Origin of the sequence: Vulcanisaeta sp., from assembly GCF_049966235.1 — an archaeon.
GTDB classification, from domain to species: Archaea; Thermoproteota; Thermoprotei; order Thermoproteales; family Thermocladiaceae; genus Vulcanisaeta; species Vulcanisaeta moutnovskia.
On the sequence record NZ_JBMFVA010000015.1, the window covers coordinates 1 to 17,921 of the forward strand.

The following is a 17,921-nucleotide window of genomic DNA, read 5'->3' on the forward strand; positions in this document are numbered from 1 at the left end:
AGCCATAAGTAATTATTCATTGAGAGCCAGGAAGGTCGCATTAAACACCTCATCAGTGAAGTAAATACCTTGTCTCAGGGTAAATACGTAATGCTGATAATTAACCACAGTCCAATTAGTGGCGAGCATTGGTTCGACCCCATAAATATTCGAGGAATTCCATGTCACTAACTCCTGGTATAATACATTAAATACTATGGTGTCGGGTATTATAAAGCCCGTTGCTGGGTCTAGGCAATCAGGTGAGTAGACCTCAGATAGATCGATTAGTTCGTTTGGGTTTGGTGGTGCCAATGTGATTGTTTGGTTCGAGACCACGGTGACTGTTGGCTTCGTAACGTTAATCACGGGCGGCGGCGCAGTGGGCTGGGATGATAAGTAACAGCAAAATAAGCACCTAGTGCTATTACCACTATGATTACCACTATTAGGGTTATTAACGCAGCACGAGACAAACCCCCATTTAACCCTTGTCTAAGCACCTCTTAATGCTTATTAACTGACATTTAAGTTTTCCTATTTTAGAAATTGAGTATTTGTATAATGCCTAGGTTATCATTATAAATACCCTGTTATGATTAATTATGTGAAGTATTCAATTAAACCTAGGAGACTTAGGCCTGGTTCTGCAATAATGCTTGTGGCACCTGCCAGTTTTCCTCAGTATCCCAGTATGAATTTGATGCTTGGTATTCAACTCCTTAAGAAGATGGGTTTTAATGTAGTTCTTGGTAAGTCTGTTAGGGAGTCCTGGGTCCGCTGGCATTTGTCTGGACCTGATGACATACGCACTAAGGACTTACTCGAGGGATTTAAGAGGAGTGATGTTGATGCCATCTGGTGCGTACGTGGTGGTGCCGGTTCCCTAAGGCTACTTAACATGATTGATTATGACTTAGTTAGGGAGAATCCTAAGGTTATTGTTGGCTTTAGTGATATAACGGCGATACAAAACGCAATATACTCAATGACTGGCTTACCGTCACTACAGGGACCAATGCCCTCCGTAACGCCTAAACCCGGTGATGAGATAGGTTGGGCTAGGTTCAAAAGGGACTTAGAGTTGGCCGTGAAGATACTCACGGGCGAAACATTGGAGTTGAAACCTACTGAGGATGGCCCATATCCGAAGGTTATAAATCATGGAAGGGCTAGGGGAAGCATTATTGGTGGTAATCTAACACTCTTCACGTTGCTACAGGGTACGCCGTATAGACCCGATCCAGGTAATAAGGTATTGTTCCTGGAGGATATTAATGAGGAGGCATATAGGGTTGATAATTACCTAACTGTATTAAGGTTGAATAAGGCTTTATCTACTGTTAATGCCATTGTTTATGGAGAATTCCCAGAACCTGAGGATAAGGGTCCTCATCCAAGCCTTGAGGAGGTTATTATTGAGGATACCAGGGGAGTTACAGGGGCGCCTTCATTCATTGGTTATCCCTGTTGTCATGGTGGTGATGAGCATGGATACAATGTGTATTCCGTACCAATTGGCATAGACGTTGAGGTTGATGCTGATGATGGAATTATGACAATGATTGAACCACTCACTGAGTAAATTAGGCTTTACTGCAGTTAAAATCGCTGGTTGATAACCTGCAGTATATTAATTCACCCATACCTGGCTCAAGCTCCCTAGTATCTCCTAACTTGGCTAGGCCGTAGGCTCTAACTAACGTGCTTGATGCTGCGAATACACCATTATTCAACCTCCCAATAAATAGGTTGTAGTACCTCCTCCTTCTCTCGTTATTTATAACGTCACTATTATACATGGTCGTTATAAACAACTCCGCACAGCATGGCTTAATCAATAGTATACCCGTATTTAATGCGGATTCCACACCATTAATCTCCCTAAGTAGCCCCGCAAGTTCCTTGATTGTTGATTCCAGGTCACCAACCTCATTATACATTGATGCAATTAAGTGGGTAAGCACGTAAGTGTCTGATGCATCATCTACATTAAGTTCCACACCATACTCCCTCCTCAGTATCTCAAACAATGCATACTTATTAACAACACCATTATGAACAACGTGCAATTCACCATCCCTCGTATAAACCATTGACGGATGAACGTTCTCAATTCTAATTAACTTCTTGTCTGCCGCGTTAAGTACGTGAAAGATCCCGTAAGACTCACCTGACATTAATAACCTACCTATTACCATCCCAAGTGATTGGTAATTATCATCCTTATAAATCGGCGTTAATGACCTGTAATACCACTTAAGTGCTGTACTAACGCCATAACTAACCACTGTGAATCCCCATCCATCACTGTGATTAATAACGCCACTGGGACCCATGGGATCTGCCTGGGCGGAATTCCTAAGGGCAGAGAGACCATTAATAACCAATTCACTGGCTGATCCATTGCTTGAGAATACGAATACCCTACACATTATCCCAGTATTCAAGTCGAATACTTAAAAATGCATTGCTGTGCTTACTATCGTGAGCAATTGCATTGTTGGTAATGGAATTAATCTTACTGAGTTAGCGAATAGGTTTGGCACTCCCCTCATTGTTTATGATCTCGGCAGAGTTGAGGAGAATTATAGAGCCATTAGGGATTCCATTAATGCCAAGATCCTCTACTCAATCAAGGCTAATCCCAACCTGGCAATACTAACGCTACTCAGGAAACTTGGATCTGGAGCTGATGCTGCATCACCTGGTGAGATATTCCTAGCCACGAGGGCTGGTTTTGAACCCAGTAATATATTATACACGGGTGCCTATCGCTCACTTGATGATATTAAGTACGGAATTAATACAGGGGTCTTATTTAATTTCGACTCGAGAAGGGAATTCGAGAGAGCACTAGCCCTTGGTTACAGGCCTAGGACCATATTCTTCAGGGTTGACCTGGGTTATGGCAGGGGCTTTGCGCCTGGCGTCACATTGGCCGGTGAGGAGAGTAAGTTCGGCATGTTCTTGAACGACGCTATTGATGCATATAGCCTCGCTAAGTCCATTGGTACTGAGGAGTTCGGTATACATGCAATGATGGGTAGTAACGTTCTTGATTCTGATTACTTCATTAGGATTGCCGAGTTACTTAGGGAGCATGCGAAAACTATTGAGGATAGGGTTGGTATTAGGATTAGTTATTTCGATATGGGTGGTGGGTTTGGTATACCGTACAGACCAGGTGAGAAATCCCTTGACTTGAGTAAATTAAGTGTACTTAGGAACTTCTTCCCTGGTGAGTTATGGGTTGAGCCTGGTAGGTTCATTGTTGGTAATGCGGGTTACCTGGTGACTAGGGTTACTGAGGTTAAGAGGAAGGGTGGTAGGACCTTTGTTGGTGTTGATGTTGGCATGAACGTTCTCATTAGACCCATGCTTTACGGTGCCCATCACCAAATGATCACGTGTGGCAATAATACTGAGGTAACCGAGGTTGTTGATGTTGTTGGGCCCATTTGTGAGAATACTGATAAATTGGCGATTAATAGGGAATTACCGAGGGTTAGTGAGGGCGACTTACTCATTATTCTTAATGCAGGTGCCTATGTCTACTCAATGAGTAGTAATTACAATGGTAGACCCAGGCCTGCTGAGATCGTTGTTTACAGGAATGAGTACGGAATAGCCAGGTTTAGGGAACCACTTGATTCACTTGTTACTGGGCAGCTCATTCCTGGCTTTATTTAGGTTACTTACCACTATTTATTCACCAGGACAACTTTGCTTAAATAGGCCTTCCTTCTCCAGTATCACGTGTCGGCATGGGATGAATTAATGAAGACTGTTGGTTCAATAAGCAGCATTAGGGAGTTGTTTCTCAAGGCTAGGTCAGCCGGTTTTAATGTTGCTGAGTTAATGAATAATTACCTGCGTAGTGAGCCTCTATTCAATTTCATTGGTCTTGAGTTTGTTGAGGTTGGTGATGGTTTTGTTAGGGCTGTTTTTCCCTATAAGCGTGAGGTTTTGAGGCGTGGTGGTATGGTTCATGGTGGTGTTGTTATGACTGTTATTGATACTGTCCTTGGTACTGCCGTGATGACTGTTAATGATGGTATTGATCAATACACGGCAGAGTTAAAGGTTCACTTCCTAGAGCCATTAATAAATGGACCATTCACAGTAGAGGGCAGGGTAATAAGGGCTGGCAGGCACTTGGCGGTTGCAGAGGCCCACGTATACGACACAAACAAAAAACTATGCGCCGTGGGAATAGGAACGTGGTTCATGGTAAAGAATAGTGGGCAGAAGGGCAATAATCATTGATTCCCAGGGTTAATTATTCTTATTAACCTAGGCTTGGAATTTACTTAATGTATAGGGTTCTGGACCTGACCAGGCTTTATCCTGGCGGTGTCGCCACGAGATTACTAGCTGACCTTGGTTTTGATGTTATTAAGGTTGAGGATACGGAGGTTGGTGATTACCTCAGGGAGATATCGCCAAAGCTCTTCGAGTGGTTGAATGCTGGCAAGAGGAGCATTGCCATTAACCTAAAGACTAATGAGGGCAGGGAACTATTCTACAAACTGGTTAGGGACAGCCACGTGGTTATTGAGGGCTTTAGACCTGGCGTTACCAAGAAGCTAGGTATTGATTATGAAACTCTCAGGGGTATTAATAATAGGATTGTTTACTGCTCAATAAATGGTTATGGAGAGTATGGCCCATACTCAGGGCTTCCAAACCATGACATTAACACAGTTAGTGTCGCCGGTTTACTAGACCCTAACCTCTTCAGTGATGGTGTGCCTAGACCACTCACTGTGCAAGTTGCCGATGTTGGTTCAGCCCTACTATGTGTCATTGGCATACTAAGCCTACTGCTACGTGGTATTGGCGGTAGGGTTGAGGTCTCAATGATGGAGACTGCACTACTCTTCAATACACTAAACATGGCCATGACGTATGAAAACGCCGACCCAAGCCTAACAGGTAAGTACCCATTCTATAACGTCTATAAGTGTAGGGATGGCTACATAACAATTGGCGCCATAGAGATTAAGTTCTGGCAGGGACTATGCAGGGCATTGAACCGTGAGGACCTAATCAATAGGCAGTTCGATAAGGAAGCCATAAGCGAATTAAGTAAGGAATTAAGTAAGTACACGGTCGCTGAAGCCCTTAAACTCCTCTGGAGTTATGATGTACCGGCGGCTCCCATAAACTCCATAAAGGACTTCGAAAAAGACCCACAATTAACTGCAAGGGGCTTTAATGGAAAGGACTTCCTCAACCCATTATTAATAAATGGCATTAGGCCAGGCATGAAGGGTAGAGCGCCAAAATTGGGTGAGAACACAATGGAGATATTGATTGAAATGGGCTTACCACGTGATGAAATAAGTAAATTAGCCGAATTAGGCGTAATCATTAAATTGACCTAAATAAACAATAATTGAACCTCAGGTAATAAACCCCTTTCACGACCCATCTCAAGTAGTACTCTAATCGCCTTCTCACCGTCGACGCCCATATCCATTGTATAGTCATTCACGTACATCCTAACGAACCTGTCAGTATCACTCATGTTCAAACCCCTTGAGAACTTCATGGCGTGCGTTAGAGCCTCCTCTCTATGGCTCATTGCGTATCTAATGGACTCCAGCAATGCTTCCTTAACAGCCTTGGCCATGTCGATTCCCAGGGACGCCCTAACAACATCCAGGCCTAGGGGTGTTGGTAGTTTTGTCTCTTCATACCACCACTCACCAAGATCAATGACCTTCTTAAGACCATACCTTTCATAGGTTATTTGGCCCTCGTGTATTAGGGCGCCGGCATCAACAACACCGGCCTTCACGGCATCCATAATTCTATCAAAGGGTATCTCCACGGTCTTTACATTAGGCATTGCTAACCTGACCATTAACGTCGCCGTGGTGTAAGTGCCTGGCACAGCCACTAGCTCAGGCTTTGCGGTGTTACTCACAATGACTGGGCCGTACTTAAACCCCATGGATGCACCGACCCTAAGTATGTAGTATTTACTACCTATGTATGCCATGGCGTGTGTGCTCACAGCCGTGATGTCGATCCTACAATGGACCGCCAATTTATTTAGTGTCTCAATGTCGACCAGGAATTCCCTAACCGTGAATGGCACTTTAATCAGACCCTTCTTTAGTGCATAAAACATGAATGCATCGTCTGGATCAGGGCTATGTCCAATCAATAACTCCATCATGCTGGGGGTTTCACCCCGTGGTATTAAGTTTTATTGTCTAGGAATCGTAGGCAATTATTTATGCCGAATATCCTCAGCTCCTCATTAATCCCTGAAATGACCCTATCATCAACCCTATACCTAATGGCACTAAAGTACTGCCTAATTAATTCTCTGGACACGCCAAGCTTACCCGCGGTATACTGAATAACGGGTTCTGGGTCCTCCTCAAAGAGTTTGAGGGACCTTTCAATGGCATTTACGACCATGTTCAACTCCTTCTCATCATAATTCCTAGTCACAGCCATGACCGCATACACCAGGGGTAGGCCGACCCTCTCCCTCCATAGCTCACCCACGTCTAGTATGTACGGGTAACCAGCATCAACCATCCTCAGGGCATCATCACCAATAACAAGCACAGCACCAAAATCCCTCAACGCCCTGTATGGATCATCAATGACCTTAAGGTCAATACCCAATAACCTCCTCACAGCCATTGCATTAACGCTTGTGTCACTAACGGCCGCATAACCGAAGCCCAATCCCCTGAATAACCTAGCCGATATTACTGCCCCATCACTATAAATTGCGATCTTTGGAACGACGTATAACACGTCACAATTATGCACAGCGTGTGTTAGTGGCACGAAGCCTATGCTTGTCCTGCCCTCTAGGAGTAGCCTTATTGACTCATTATTACTAGCCCATATTGGATTAAGCCCCGAGTAATAGAAGAGTGGGTTCGAATGCGCGTACTTTAGTCTAACGATACTCATCATCACCATCCTTACGCACTACTCACCTCGGTGATTATCCTATGAAATGTGTCCCTCAGGAATAGTCTCAGGCCAGCCTCACGGGCTATGTGCGCCAACTCGTTAAGCATTACTGATTCCCTAGAACCCGCTTGCCTAAGTACCTGCTCATTGATCATCGTGCCAACCAAGTCATTAGCTCCGGCCATTAGCAAGGTTGATATAAGTCTCTTACCGGTCGAGATCCAGTAAGCGCCTATCCTCTTGATGGAGTCCCCAAGTATTAGCCTTGAGATGGCTATGACCTTTATATCATACTCCGTGGATGCCGGACCCTTAACCAAGCCATCCTTATATAACTTCGTGTTCCAGGGAACGAACTTTATCGGTATGAACAATAGTATACCATGGGTCTTCTCCTGAACCTCCTTAATCGCGAAGACATGCTCAACAATGTGACTTGGCTTCTCGATGTGGCCGTAGAGCATAGTGGCATTGCTCATAAGCCCGACTCTATGGGCTTCCTCCTGAATCCTGAGCCAGGTCTCGGCATTGAACTTATACGGAGTTATCACCCTCCTAACCTCCTCATTAAGTATCTCAGCACCACCCCCACTAAGTGCGTCAAGTCCAGCCTCCCTGAGTCTCGTAAGGACCTCTCTCGTACTCATCCTCCAAACCCTTGCATAGAAGTCTATCTCCGCTGCTGTAGGCCCCTTAATAGTTACGTCAGGCGCCGCCCTCTTAACTGACCTAAAAACATTCTCAAAATACTCAATGCCTAAATCGGGGTTGAAGCCACCGTTTATATGAAGCTCCGTTACACCAAAATGCGCCTTAGCCTCCAGCACACCCTTGGTTATCTCCTCGGGAGTTCTAACGTAGGCCTCTGGATGACCCTTAGGCCTGTAGAAGGCGCATATTGGGCATTGAGCCACACATATGTTTGAGTAGTTAATAACTACATTATTAACCACGGTAGCCGTATCGCCAGTTATCTTCCACGTAAGCTCATTCGCCACGCGGGCTAGATCCTTAAAATCACATTCTCTCATGAATTCCTCAACATCGGTCTTAGTAATGCCATTAGTCACGGCATTACGTAAGTCATCTATTGTGCACATGACATCGCGTTAAAAGTCACATCCCTTTTAAATATTGATTTCATTATTCTATTTATTTCATTACCAGCAATCACGTGATAACTTAAATAATGCCGCTTATTACGTAGCAACGTGCCTAATCATTGGAGCCCCATAGTCGAGAAGGCTATTTATGAAGAGCAGTTAAGTCCACGTGACATTGAGGAATTGTTTAAGGCTGATCTTTGGGAACTTGGGTCTGCCGCTGAGTACTTGACAAGGAAGTACTTTGGTAATGTCGTCACGTTTATACCGAACATGATACTTAACTACACAAACGTGTGCATAATAGCCTGTAGGTTCTGCGCCTTCTATAGATTACCTGGACACCCAGAGGCCTATACGCTAAGTGCCGAGGAGGCTTTGCGTAGGGTTATGGCTATCGATAGGGAATTCGGCATTAGACAGGTCCTGATCCAGGGAGGCATAAACCCTGAACTAGACATTGAGTACTACGAGAGGTTATTCAAGGCGTTGAAGGCTAAGCTACCTCACGTGGCCATTCATGGACTAAGTCCAATAGAGATTGATTACCTGGCTAGGAAGCATAGGATGAGTTATAGAGAGACACTAGACAGGCTTAGGGAGTCTGGCATGGACACATTGGCTGGTGGTGGCGGTGAGATACTGGTTGATAGGGTGAGGAAGATTATTGCGCCTCATAAGATCGATACCGATACCTGGCTAAATATAATGGAGACAGCCCATAAAATGGGCATAATGAGTAATGCAACAATGATGTATGGTCACGTGGAGACCATAAGTGATCAGGCTGAGCATCTCTATAGGATAATTGAGTTGCAGAGAAGGACTCATGGGTTCCTATCTTTCACGGCCTGGAACTTCGAACCAGGCAATAGTGAATTGACCAGGGAGGTTACATACCCATTAACCTCAGTCACGCTGTTGAGGATGGTCGCCGTGGCTAGGCTCGTCTTTAAGAACATACTGCCCAATATACAATCAAGCTGGCTAACAAATGGCCTTGATGTTGCTCAATTAACCCTTAAGTTTGGTGCTAATGACTTTGGTGGTACGCTCTATGAGGAGAGGGTTATACCGGCTACAGGGCTTAAGATGCTGGTATTGACTAGGGACTCCATTATTGGTATGATTAAGGACCTGGGGCTAATACCTGCTGAGAGGGATAATTGGTACAAAATTGTTAAGGTATATAACTAGGTATTGAATGAGCATTTGATAAATCCATGGTCTGGTCCAATGTTAATGCCATAATTAAGCATGGAATACGTATACGCCGGGTTACTTGCTGATCCTGCGCCGTATACTTCATTTTGAGGAGGAATGTTTTGGGAATACCAAGGACTTGATACATTCAGGAGGAAACTACGTCAGGTCAGGGCACCAATGAAGTGATGTGGATTTAAATTTATATTACATTATTGTATTACTGATGTGCGGCAGTATTGTAATTACAGTAAGAATGCCAAAGGCATTGAGGAAGGGAATCCTTTTAACAAGCGATAAAGAACAGGCTAATGTTGCCAGGAAATTAGGCGTATCGGTAATCCCCATGTAAAACTTCTCATTAGTTATTTTGGCTCGTGTCTGCGCAATAATCTTAATTAATTAGTGCCTATGCCCTGGGTCTTGTTATGTGGAAGAGGGTTTCCATACTGGTTAAGGTTTTCGATAAGAGGAACTCCGTGATTACCTGGGTAGATAACAAGCCAATACTCGTGGTTAAATACGGCGATAACTACTACGGGATGCTCGCCATATGCGCCCACATGGGCTGCGCACTACTAACAGACGTCAATGGCTACATAGCAACTTGCCCAGCGCATCAAGCAAAATACGACGTCAGGACCGGCGAAATGATTGAGAAGCCGCAGGTGAGGCCTGACGTGCTCTGTGAATACGCTGACGTGAAGACACCATTACCAACCTATAAAGTTAGGGTCACGCAGGATGGATTTCTCGAGATTGACGTCTAGCTTTGATGTTAATGCATTTAAAATCGTTATTTAGGTAATGTCACAATACCCATTTTCTTAGCTAGCTTAGCCAATTTAGTTATCAAATGTAGCTAATGGCTTATTTTCAGCAATTGCGTGAGCAAGTACTACCATATCGTTATAATTCTTAATCCCTGCTGTAAGTACTAGGTTAATGGCATTGAATATTTTATCACCGCATTCACAAAGTATTTCTGCCTTATCATTACTCAAATACTGCATTATATAGTCAATGCGATCCTCAAGCCCGTGTCCTCTAAAAACCAAATAAGCTCGTGAACTACAATGGGCGGTATAGGCCATCTTTCTAATGAGTTCGTAAGTGCACTGGCTTCATTATGAAGCTCGGATCGGTAAATAGGTCAAAAATTATAACATTAGTATCAATTATTGCCTCCATGATCAAAAACACCTCTTTCAATGCCTGCCTCAATATCCTTAAGCGTTAATTTTCTACCGAATGTGAGTCTCTTCCTGGTATCTGATAATTTCCTAAACACGATCTTATCATCCTCGACATAAACAATTAATACGTCACCCTCCTTAATTCCAAGTCTATCCCTAATGCTTGCAGGTATTGTAACCTGGTAGTTCCTAGTAACCTTAACTTTTTCCATACTACTTAATTTACTAAACCATTTAAATACCTACTACCGAGAAAAATACCTGACTTAATCAGTGAAGAACATGCCATTCTTCGTATTTAACACTCCCTTATCATCCAAAGCCTTCTTTATTGATCTTAGCACGTTAAGCGCATTACCAAGCTCGTACTTTAACCATTTAGACCGTACAATACCAACACCGTGATGATGACTTATGGAACCACCATTCCTCAATGTGACCTCCATCGCCTTATTCCATATTTCCCAGTAGGTATCTACGTCGGGCCTGAATAGTATTGTGAAGTATATGCATGCGCCGTTAATGTATAAATGCGATATGTGGGCCATAACGCCTAATACACCGTTAGTCTTAAGCAGTGAATCCCTGAAATCCCTATACAATGAGGCAATCCTGGACCAGGTGGCCGAAACCTCTATCGTGTCGAACCACAACCCATACCTCTTAACCATCTCAATCTCCTCCTCAACGTTGAATCTCGTCCTTAACCAATCCTCAAAGTACTTACTCCCCACGTAATCACCGCCGCGACTTCTAATAATCTCATTAGCCCTCCTCCACAGCACTTGTACCAGATCATCATAGTAACCCTCAAAGCTAATTATTAGTAATGACTTATTAAGGCCGAACCTAAGCGATGCCTCGCTCTCATCATAAAGCCTAGCGACGGCTGGGACAATCCTCTTCATCATTAATTCCCTAAGAGCCTCGATACCCTGCTCAAGGGAGTTAAATCCGTATCCGCCGTAAATGATAGATGTTGGTAACGGCACGATCCTAAGCACAGCCTTTGTGACCACGCCGAGCATGCCCTCCGATCCAATGAATAGGTACTTAAGTGATGGACCTGTCGATGCGCGGGGGACATTATTGCTCCTCAACCAAGTGACCTCGCCATTGGGTAGTACAACCTCAAGGTTTATCACAATGTCCTCTATATTACCGTATAACGTGCTATACTGGCCCGAGCTCATTGTAGCTATTAAGCCGCCTATTGTTGCGTAATTGAATGATTGCGGAATATGCCTAAGGCTATACCCCATCTCATTCAGCTTAGTCTCAACATCCCTCAACCTGGCGCCAGCCTCAACGGTTATTAATGAGTCATAAGTATTAATGTCTATGACCCTATTCAATTTAGTCATGTCAATAACTATTGACCCAGCGCCGTATGACGCGCCCGTAACACTTGAGCCACCACCATAAACAACCACGGGCACTACATCATTGCTCTCATTAATTATTCTCAGGGTTAGTGATATATCATTCACGCTCTCGGGCATAATAACCGCGAGAGGCCTTGGTAACTCCTCGTTAAGTACCTGCTCACGCATTATTAATAACGGCCAGAAATCCCTGGAGTACCTCCTTAATGCCTCGTCACTTATTATTACCTTATCATGACTCAAGGCGTTAATTAGTTTCTCAATTATGCTCTGCATCTCATCCCCTCAACAATCCTCTTAACAACATCCCTATTTAATGATAGTCTCTCCTCGCCAGGCTTGATTTGTAACTCCACGTTAACATGAATTCCCCTAATAATGTCATTCAATGACCAATCACCCCTAAACACCTTCAATAATGCAGCAACACCCCTAGCCGTTGCCTCCACATCCCTCTGTCTTTCAACGATGGTGCCTAGTGCCGTAGCCAATAACCTAAGGAATAGGGCACTCCTTGATAAGCCACCATCAACCCTAACAACATCAACCCTTGAGTAATTCTTAATTTTATCGAAGATTAGGCCTATTAATTGAACGACGCCCTCAACAACAGCCCTCACGAAGGCCTCCCTAGTGGTGTTTAGCGTTAAGCCATCAATTAAACCCCTTGCGCATGGCCTAGGCGGCACGTTAACACCGGCCAATGCTGGTATAACCACTATATCCTGGGTACTAACATTGGTTAATCCATCTAATTCCTGCGGTGAAGACAGCAGTCCAAGCTTAACTAGCCAGTCAATTACCGAACCGGTCGCTGGCAGGAAGCCCTCAACTCCATAAAACACACTACCTCCATACTTAAGTATGAGGAGCGGTAATAAACCACCACCAACAAGTCTAAATCTATCAATAACGGCGTCAACGAAGGAACCTGTACCATTCGTAACCTTACCACAACCAACGCTTAGGCAGCCCTCACCAACCATTGCTGCTTGCTGGTCTGCTATTAAAACCCCAACGGTCATTCCGTTGACCTCCCCAAACTCATGAACATTATCAACAACCTCAGGACTTACCTCCCTAGGTATTTTCAGTAAATCATAAATTAGGTCAATCCTACTTAAATTACCTGGATGCCAAAGTCCCGTTAATGCCTCATTACCGGCATCATTAACATACCTATTACTAACGAGATACGCCAGGTATGAACTCAATGTACCAATGAATACTTCACCCTTCCTTGCACGTTCAATTAAGTCCTGCCTATTCCTCAACAACCAGAGTACTTGGGTAACGGGTGATGTCGGTATTAGGATACTGCTCATTAGTGGCAAATGTCTCATGAATGAGTATGGGAATTTATTAACAATCTCCAGACCTCTCCTGTCTAACCACGTGATTATATTAATGAGGGGATTACCCGACTTGTCCCAGGCGATTATTGATGCCCTATATGTCGAAATACCGATGTACTTAACACCCTTATCCCTAGCCGTATTAATTAAGTGATTGAAAGCTAACCTAAGCGCGTTTGCGTCCTGCTCAACGTAGTAATTGGCGGGGAATAGCATTGGCACGTTTACAGTCTCGGAATACCTCTGGTTAAGCTCATCATCATATATTATGAACTTAATGTTTGTAGTCCCAACATCAATGACCCCAAGACTCATGAAACCACCCTCCTAATGCTTACCCTCTCCACGTCCGGTAATTCAATTACTGCGGCATCACCATTAATTACGTACTCCCTATCATTAATCATGACCCTACATCCACCGCAGGGAATTATTACCCTACGTATATCCCTACTAACCCTATTACCTGGGTAGATAGGTAAATCACTATCTATAGTTATGAACTCATTAGACTTACTCATTAATTCCCTAGCCATTATTTTACCACTCTCAATTACAATGCTTGGGTCGTAGATTTCAATGGCTGATTGACCAACGGCCCTAAACTCAGGGAATGGATTAAAGGGTTTAAACACGGATATTACCAGGGTATCCGCAACAACCCACTCATTATTCACTAAGACCCTCTCAACCCTACCTAAACCCTTAACATACCTAACCTTGCCAATAATGACCTCAACATCACCACTTGCAGTCCTAACATTCGGTTTTGTTGGCGATACGACATGGGCAGTAGCACCGCGCCTCATTAATTCCCTGGCCAGTGATATGGCGTATGTATTGTCTCCGTAAATTATTACGTTCTTGCCAGGTAATAAATCGTAATGCAGCATATCCAATACGGCATGGTGTGGGTAAATCCCCGCGGGTCTCTCACCATAAATACCCAACTCTGGCATTGTCATTACCCTAAATCCCGTAGCCACCAAGGCATTATCACTGAGTCTCCTGTAACCACCTCTCCAAACCTCGTATACAGTACTATCAATTTTAATGGCTGTTGTGATTAATCGAATATTAACCACATTCAACGCATCATTAATCACGCCCCTAACCTCAGGCATTAAGGCGTGAATCCCACCAGCATAATCCCTATACTCAATTACCTCAATATCAACGCCTAACCTACGTAACTCCAGCGCCAGCGAGAGCCCGGCCAATCCAGCACCAATTACCGTGTAACCAACCATGAACTACCACCCGACTTGGTTAATTCCCTCGGTTCAATCCCCAACTCCTCAGAGATAACCTTAATTGCCCTACCAAGGCACATACCCTGACAAACACCCATGCCTAACCCAGTCCTGAAAATAACACCATCCAGCGTCCTAGCACCACGTCTTATAGCCTCACGAATATCGGCCTTGGTAACCCCCATACATGGGCAAACAACCTCGCCTTGGTCATCACTAATGGTTCCACCAGATTCAATGGCGTCCTTCGTCATTACCATGGGCTCCACCTCCTTAACATAATCCTTGGGTACCAATTCTATTCCAGCGCCACTAAGCATTTCAACTACCCTCTTAGCTATTGCTGGTGCTGCCGTTAGGCCAGGTGATTCAATACCCACTAAATGAATTACGTGCCTACTCAACCTGCTATACGTAATTATGAAGTCATCACCCTCAGGTATTGGCCTAATACCCGCGTAGGCCCTTATTGGCGTGAAATCCCTATTCCTCAATAAGCCACTAAACTTCCTGGCTAATACATTGATGTCATCCTCATTAACAGCCCTATCATCCCTACCACTCACTGATAGACTTGGTCCCCATATGGTCGTGTTGAATACAGTGGGTATGATAGCACCACCCTTAGTCCTTGGGTTAGGTATTAACTGGAGCGGTGCAATTATATTCCTGGTTTGTTCACCCCAAAACACAAGCATTACGCCCTTACCGAACTCAAGCCTATACTCATCACCGAATAACCTGGCAATGTCTGCCGAGTAAAGCCCAGCGGCATTAATGACATACCTAGTCCTGTACTCGCCCCTATTAGTAATAATGATAAACTCATCGTCTAAAGCCCTAACGCTCCTAACCTCGGTATTAAAGGCAAAGTCAACACCATTCAACCTACAGAAGTTGAATAGTTGTGACACTAACTCAAAGGAGTTTATGACCCCATAACCCTCAACCTCAACCGCACCCAAACCACTGGTGTTGGGTTCACGTTTATGTAATCCCCATGGACCGAGAATCCTAACCCTAAAGCCGCGCTTACCATATACATAATTGAGTATTAACCACACGGCGGGTAGCGCAATTAGGTGGCTAAGGTTCCGAGCCACTAATAAGGTGCTTAATCTCTTGACCCTAACATGAAGCCTCTTTGCAATGCCATCATATAGCCTATTGCCCTCAACGGCCAATTTACTCCTTAGTGAATTGAATGGTGGTTGAACAACATGAACAACACCTGCATGTCCCTTGGAAACACCGAAGCCGGGCTCGGTCTCCTTATCAATGACGATAACCCTAACCCTATAATGCGCAAGTTCATAGGCAATGAACAAACCAACAACGCCAGAACCTATTATGGCAACGTCATAACTCATGACCAACACCCCGCCTAATACCTCCTATCTGCATTACGAACCAGGTAATAGTTAGTAGGAGGCCTATTAATTCCGTGGGTAGTAGCAATGTTGATAGTCCTGGTTGGTATAGCCTTATGTATGCGAAGGCAATCATTAGCATTACTATGTAGGAAAGGAGCCCCACTGAAACCACATAACCCAAGCCCCTGGCCCAGGTATTATTGCTTACGTATGCCTTGAGCATTAATAATGTAATTAGCATTATAGGCGCTGTGGATAGTAAGCCGTAGATTAATAATGGTTTGTCGCTCATTAAGTAGGATTGAATGGCTTGAACATAAATAAGTACGTATAGAAGTACTGGGATAATTATTGAAAGGATTATCAATGTGTGCAAGCCATGCCTAATCCGCATTAGTACTAAGCCGATTATTGAGAATAGTATTAAGCCTATTAAATACCCTAGAAGCAGTGGTGGTGCCTCACCAGTATTGCCTAGGTAATTAAGTAAGCCCGTTGTTAGGGTTATTAGTCCAATAATTGATGCAGTAACCACTGAACCACTAATAACACTAAGCACCTTCACGGGCACTGACCTAGGCGACTCCCTGCCCATAGGTAGTAATGACACTGCTGTTAGGTCTATGATTAGGGCTATGATTAACCATAGGAATAATGGTGTATAAATCACTGGTACGTACGCAGAATTCCCACTTACATATACTTGTGATCCTAATTCAGCAAGCGTTATATTACTAAGGCCATACCTTGAGTATGGAAGCTCATTAAGCGATATCTGCAGTGTTAATGGGAATAGGCTTGATAAGTCCCTGTAATTGGATACGTTGGGTAATGAATATACATTGTCTATTAATGGGAATCCTTGACTAAATACTATTGGCCCCCTGCTCATGTTGAAGTAGAAGAAGTCAAGGGGTATGTTGCTCTTCAGCACGTACTCGTTCAGGGCTGGTAGTCCCCAGTTATAATCAATGAAGGCTATTAATGAGACATGCGTGAGTAGTGTATGCGATACGTAATCCTCCTTGGCGTAGGGTGATATGACTATTAGGGGAACCCTGACACCCAGTGGTTCACCATTAATTATTGGTGGTGGTACATGGTCGTAATAACCACCGAATTCATCCCAAGTTATGAAAATGACCGTTGAATTCCATATTGGGCTCTCCTCAACCGTATTAATTATGTAAAGAAGCCAAGCCTCACCATACAACATGTTGTTTGGTGGCCCCATGTCATTTATTGGGTTTGGCATTACCCATGAAACCGCGGGTAACGAACCATTCATGACCTCACTAATGAAGTCACTCCATGTCTGTACATGCGATGAGTATCTATTAATACCGTAGAAATACTTAATATCGAGGAGGCTCGGAGGCTCCCTGGGGTCTATGTAGTATCCCCAACTCACGTGGTACTGGCACAACTCCGCAAATATGCTCTCTTGAACTGGTATGTATGGTGGTGGGCCGTAATCATCTATGACAGGTGCATATGCCGCGTATAGGAAGAGGTGGTTTGGTGCACTTTCCGAGAGGTATGGCGTGAAGTAATTATCAGCAAGCCCATACTCCTCAGCCAAATCCCAAATGGGTGCAACTTGATCAACAGTGTAGTAATAAAGCGACTGTGGGCCTGAACCCCTTACCCAACCATCCATTTTCCCGTAATCCCAATCTGCATGGTACGGTATATACCCCTCATTAGGATCCTTTGTGTAGTAAATACCTATAGGTACGGGCTCCAGATAACTGGGTATTTCACTCATGGTAAGTAGATTATTAGGTATCGTAAATTGAACAATTAAGGAACCGTTCAATGTACCGTTGGTTGGGTACACACCGAATATGTTGTCAAAGCTATGATTCTCCAGGAATATTATAATGACATGCTTAATGGGAGTCCTAGTACTCAATTGAGATGCTGTTAGGGTTTGGCATTGCGGTACCATAGAGATCAAGGCATTACCCTGGTATGTACCATAGATAAAAAGCCCAAGTAGTACTAGGGATAGGGCAATAGCCACTATAATTATTATAGTGAATTGTAAACTATACTTACCAATCAACATTATATTTGTAATTCACTCATTACTATTTAAACATCGGCAATACTTACTAATA

General features: G+C 43.9%; 19 protein-coding genes. 7 read left to right on the plus strand and 12 right to left on the minus strand.

Going from position 1 to position 17,921, the window contains the following annotated elements; all coding sequences use genetic code 11:
• Window positions 1-12: 12 nt before the first annotated feature.
• Window positions 13-348: a hypothetical protein gene (locus tag ACP5L5_RS08455; RefSeq protein ID WP_428763037.1), complete on the minus strand. Its 336-nt coding sequence runs from the start codon at window positions 346-348 to the stop codon at window positions 13-15.
• Between the two features lie 238 nt (window positions 349-586).
• On the opposite strand from ACP5L5_RS08455, the gene ACP5L5_RS08460 reads away from it, so the two are divergent.
• Window positions 587-1,564, plus strand: coding sequence for a S66 peptidase family protein (locus ACP5L5_RS08460; protein ID WP_428763039.1), 978 nt, complete (start codon window positions 587-589; stop codon window positions 1,562-1,564).
• A gap of 1 nt (window position 1,565) precedes the next feature.
• Here ACP5L5_RS08460 and ACP5L5_RS08465 read toward each other — a convergent pair whose 3' ends face one another.
• Window positions 1,566-2,414, minus strand: coding sequence for a class II glutamine amidotransferase (locus ACP5L5_RS08465; RefSeq protein WP_428763041.1), 849 nt, complete (start codon window positions 2,412-2,414; stop codon window positions 1,566-1,568).
• A 52-nt stretch (window positions 2,415-2,466) separates the two neighbouring features.
• Here ACP5L5_RS08465 and lysA point away from each other — a divergent pair, with 52 nt between their 5' ends.
• The 3 genes from lysA to ACP5L5_RS08480 all read left to right on the plus strand — a co-directional run bounded on the left by lysA (window position 2,467) and on the right by ACP5L5_RS08480 (window position 5,369).
• The gene (gene lysA / locus ACP5L5_RS08470; RefSeq protein ID WP_428763043.1) at window positions 2,467-3,672 is read left to right on the plus strand and encodes a diaminopimelate decarboxylase; all 1,206 of its coding nucleotides are present in this window, start codon (window positions 2,467-2,469) and stop codon (window positions 3,670-3,672) included.
• Window positions 3,673-3,738: 66 nt separating this feature from the next.
• Window positions 3,739-4,248, plus strand: a complete 510-nt coding sequence (locus tag ACP5L5_RS08475) for a PaaI family thioesterase (RefSeq protein WP_428763045.1) — start codon at window positions 3,739-3,741, stop codon at window positions 4,246-4,248.
• Window positions 4,249-4,295: 47 nt separating this feature from the next.
• The gene (locus ACP5L5_RS08480; RefSeq protein WP_428763047.1) at window positions 4,296-5,369 is read left to right on the plus strand and encodes a CaiB/BaiF CoA transferase family protein; all 1,074 of its coding nucleotides are present in this window, start codon (window positions 4,296-4,298) and stop codon (window positions 5,367-5,369) included.
• On the opposite strand, the gene ACP5L5_RS08485 is transcribed toward ACP5L5_RS08480, so the two are convergent.
• The 3 genes from ACP5L5_RS08485 to ACP5L5_RS08495 are packed head-to-tail and all read right to left on the minus strand — an operon-like array spanning window position 5,366 to window position 8,030.
• Window positions 5,366-6,166: a menaquinone biosynthesis family protein gene (locus tag ACP5L5_RS08485; protein WP_428763049.1), complete on the minus strand. Its 801-nt coding sequence runs from the start codon at window positions 6,164-6,166 to the stop codon at window positions 5,366-5,368. The two genes, ACP5L5_RS08480 and ACP5L5_RS08485, sit on opposite strands and share 4 nt — an antisense overlap.
• Window positions 6,167-6,192: 26 nt before the next feature.
• Window positions 6,193-6,930, minus strand: a complete 738-nt coding sequence (locus ACP5L5_RS08490) for a menaquinone biosynthesis protein (RefSeq protein WP_428763050.1) — start codon at window positions 6,928-6,930, stop codon at window positions 6,193-6,195.
• 8 nt (window positions 6,931-6,938) lie between these two features.
• Window positions 6,939-8,030, minus strand: coding sequence for a CofH family radical SAM protein (locus ACP5L5_RS08495; RefSeq protein ID WP_013604724.1), 1,092 nt, complete (start codon window positions 8,028-8,030; stop codon window positions 6,939-6,941).
• A gap of 111 nt (window positions 8,031-8,141) precedes the next feature.
• Here ACP5L5_RS08495 and mqnC point away from each other — a divergent pair, with 111 nt between their 5' ends.
• The 3 genes from mqnC (at window position 8,142) to ACP5L5_RS08510 (ending at window position 10,006) form a co-directional block, all read left to right on the plus strand.
• The gene (mqnC, locus tag ACP5L5_RS08500; protein ID WP_428763052.1) at window positions 8,142-9,230 is read left to right on the plus strand and encodes a cyclic dehypoxanthinyl futalosine synthase; all 1,089 of its coding nucleotides are present in this window, start codon (window positions 8,142-8,144) and stop codon (window positions 9,228-9,230) included.
• 232 nt (window positions 9,231-9,462) lie between these two features.
• Window positions 9,463-9,588, plus strand: coding sequence for a hypothetical protein (locus ACP5L5_RS08505; protein ID WP_428763054.1), 126 nt, complete (start codon window positions 9,463-9,465; stop codon window positions 9,586-9,588).
• Between the two features lie 76 nt (window positions 9,589-9,664).
• The gene (locus ACP5L5_RS08510) at window positions 9,665-10,006 is read left to right on the plus strand and encodes a Rieske (2Fe-2S) protein (protein WP_428763055.1); all 342 of its coding nucleotides are present in this window, start codon (window positions 9,665-9,667) and stop codon (window positions 10,004-10,006) included.
• A gap of 75 nt (window positions 10,007-10,081) precedes the next feature.
• Here ACP5L5_RS08510 and ACP5L5_RS08515 read toward each other — a convergent pair whose 3' ends face one another.
• The 7 genes from ACP5L5_RS08515 to ACP5L5_RS08545 all read right to left on the minus strand — a co-directional run bounded on the left by ACP5L5_RS08515 (window position 10,082) and on the right by ACP5L5_RS08545 (window position 17,869).
• Window positions 10,082-10,294 carry a hypothetical protein gene (locus ACP5L5_RS08515; RefSeq protein ID WP_428763057.1) on the minus strand — a complete coding sequence of 71 codons (213 nt, stop codon included), beginning with the start codon at window positions 10,292-10,294 and terminating at the stop codon, window positions 10,082-10,084.
• 116 nt (window positions 10,295-10,410) lie between these two features.
• On the minus strand, window positions 10,411-10,644 hold the full coding sequence (locus ACP5L5_RS08520; protein ID WP_428763059.1) for an AbrB/MazE/SpoVT family DNA-binding domain-containing protein: 234 nt from the start codon (window positions 10,642-10,644) through the stop codon (window positions 10,411-10,413).
• A 54-nt stretch (window positions 10,645-10,698) separates the two neighbouring features.
• Complete coding sequence (locus ACP5L5_RS08525; RefSeq protein WP_428763060.1) at window positions 10,699-12,093, minus strand: FAD-binding oxidoreductase; 1,395 nt, start codon at window positions 12,091-12,093, stop codon at window positions 10,699-10,701.
• Window positions 12,081-13,487: an FGGY family carbohydrate kinase gene (locus ACP5L5_RS08530; RefSeq protein WP_428763062.1), complete on the minus strand. Its 1,407-nt coding sequence runs from the start codon at window positions 13,485-13,487 to the stop codon at window positions 12,081-12,083. Before ACP5L5_RS08530 ends, ACP5L5_RS08525 begins: the two co-directional genes overlap by 13 nt.
• Window positions 13,484-14,422 (minus strand): FAD-dependent oxidoreductase, encoded by a 939-nt coding sequence (locus ACP5L5_RS08535; RefSeq protein WP_428763064.1) that lies wholly within the window; start codon window positions 14,420-14,422, stop codon window positions 13,484-13,486. Before ACP5L5_RS08535 ends, ACP5L5_RS08530 begins: the two co-directional genes overlap by 4 nt.
• Window positions 14,404-15,795, minus strand: coding sequence for an NAD(P)/FAD-dependent oxidoreductase (locus ACP5L5_RS08540; protein ID WP_428763065.1), 1,392 nt, complete (start codon window positions 15,793-15,795; stop codon window positions 14,404-14,406). Before ACP5L5_RS08540 ends, ACP5L5_RS08535 begins: the two co-directional genes overlap by 19 nt.
• Window positions 15,785-17,869 (minus strand): alkaline phosphatase family protein, encoded by a 2,085-nt coding sequence (locus ACP5L5_RS08545; protein ID WP_428763066.1) that lies wholly within the window; start codon window positions 17,867-17,869, stop codon window positions 15,785-15,787. The genes ACP5L5_RS08540 and ACP5L5_RS08545 overlap by 11 nt, the downstream gene beginning before the upstream one ends.
• Window positions 17,870-17,921: the final 52 nt, after the last annotated feature.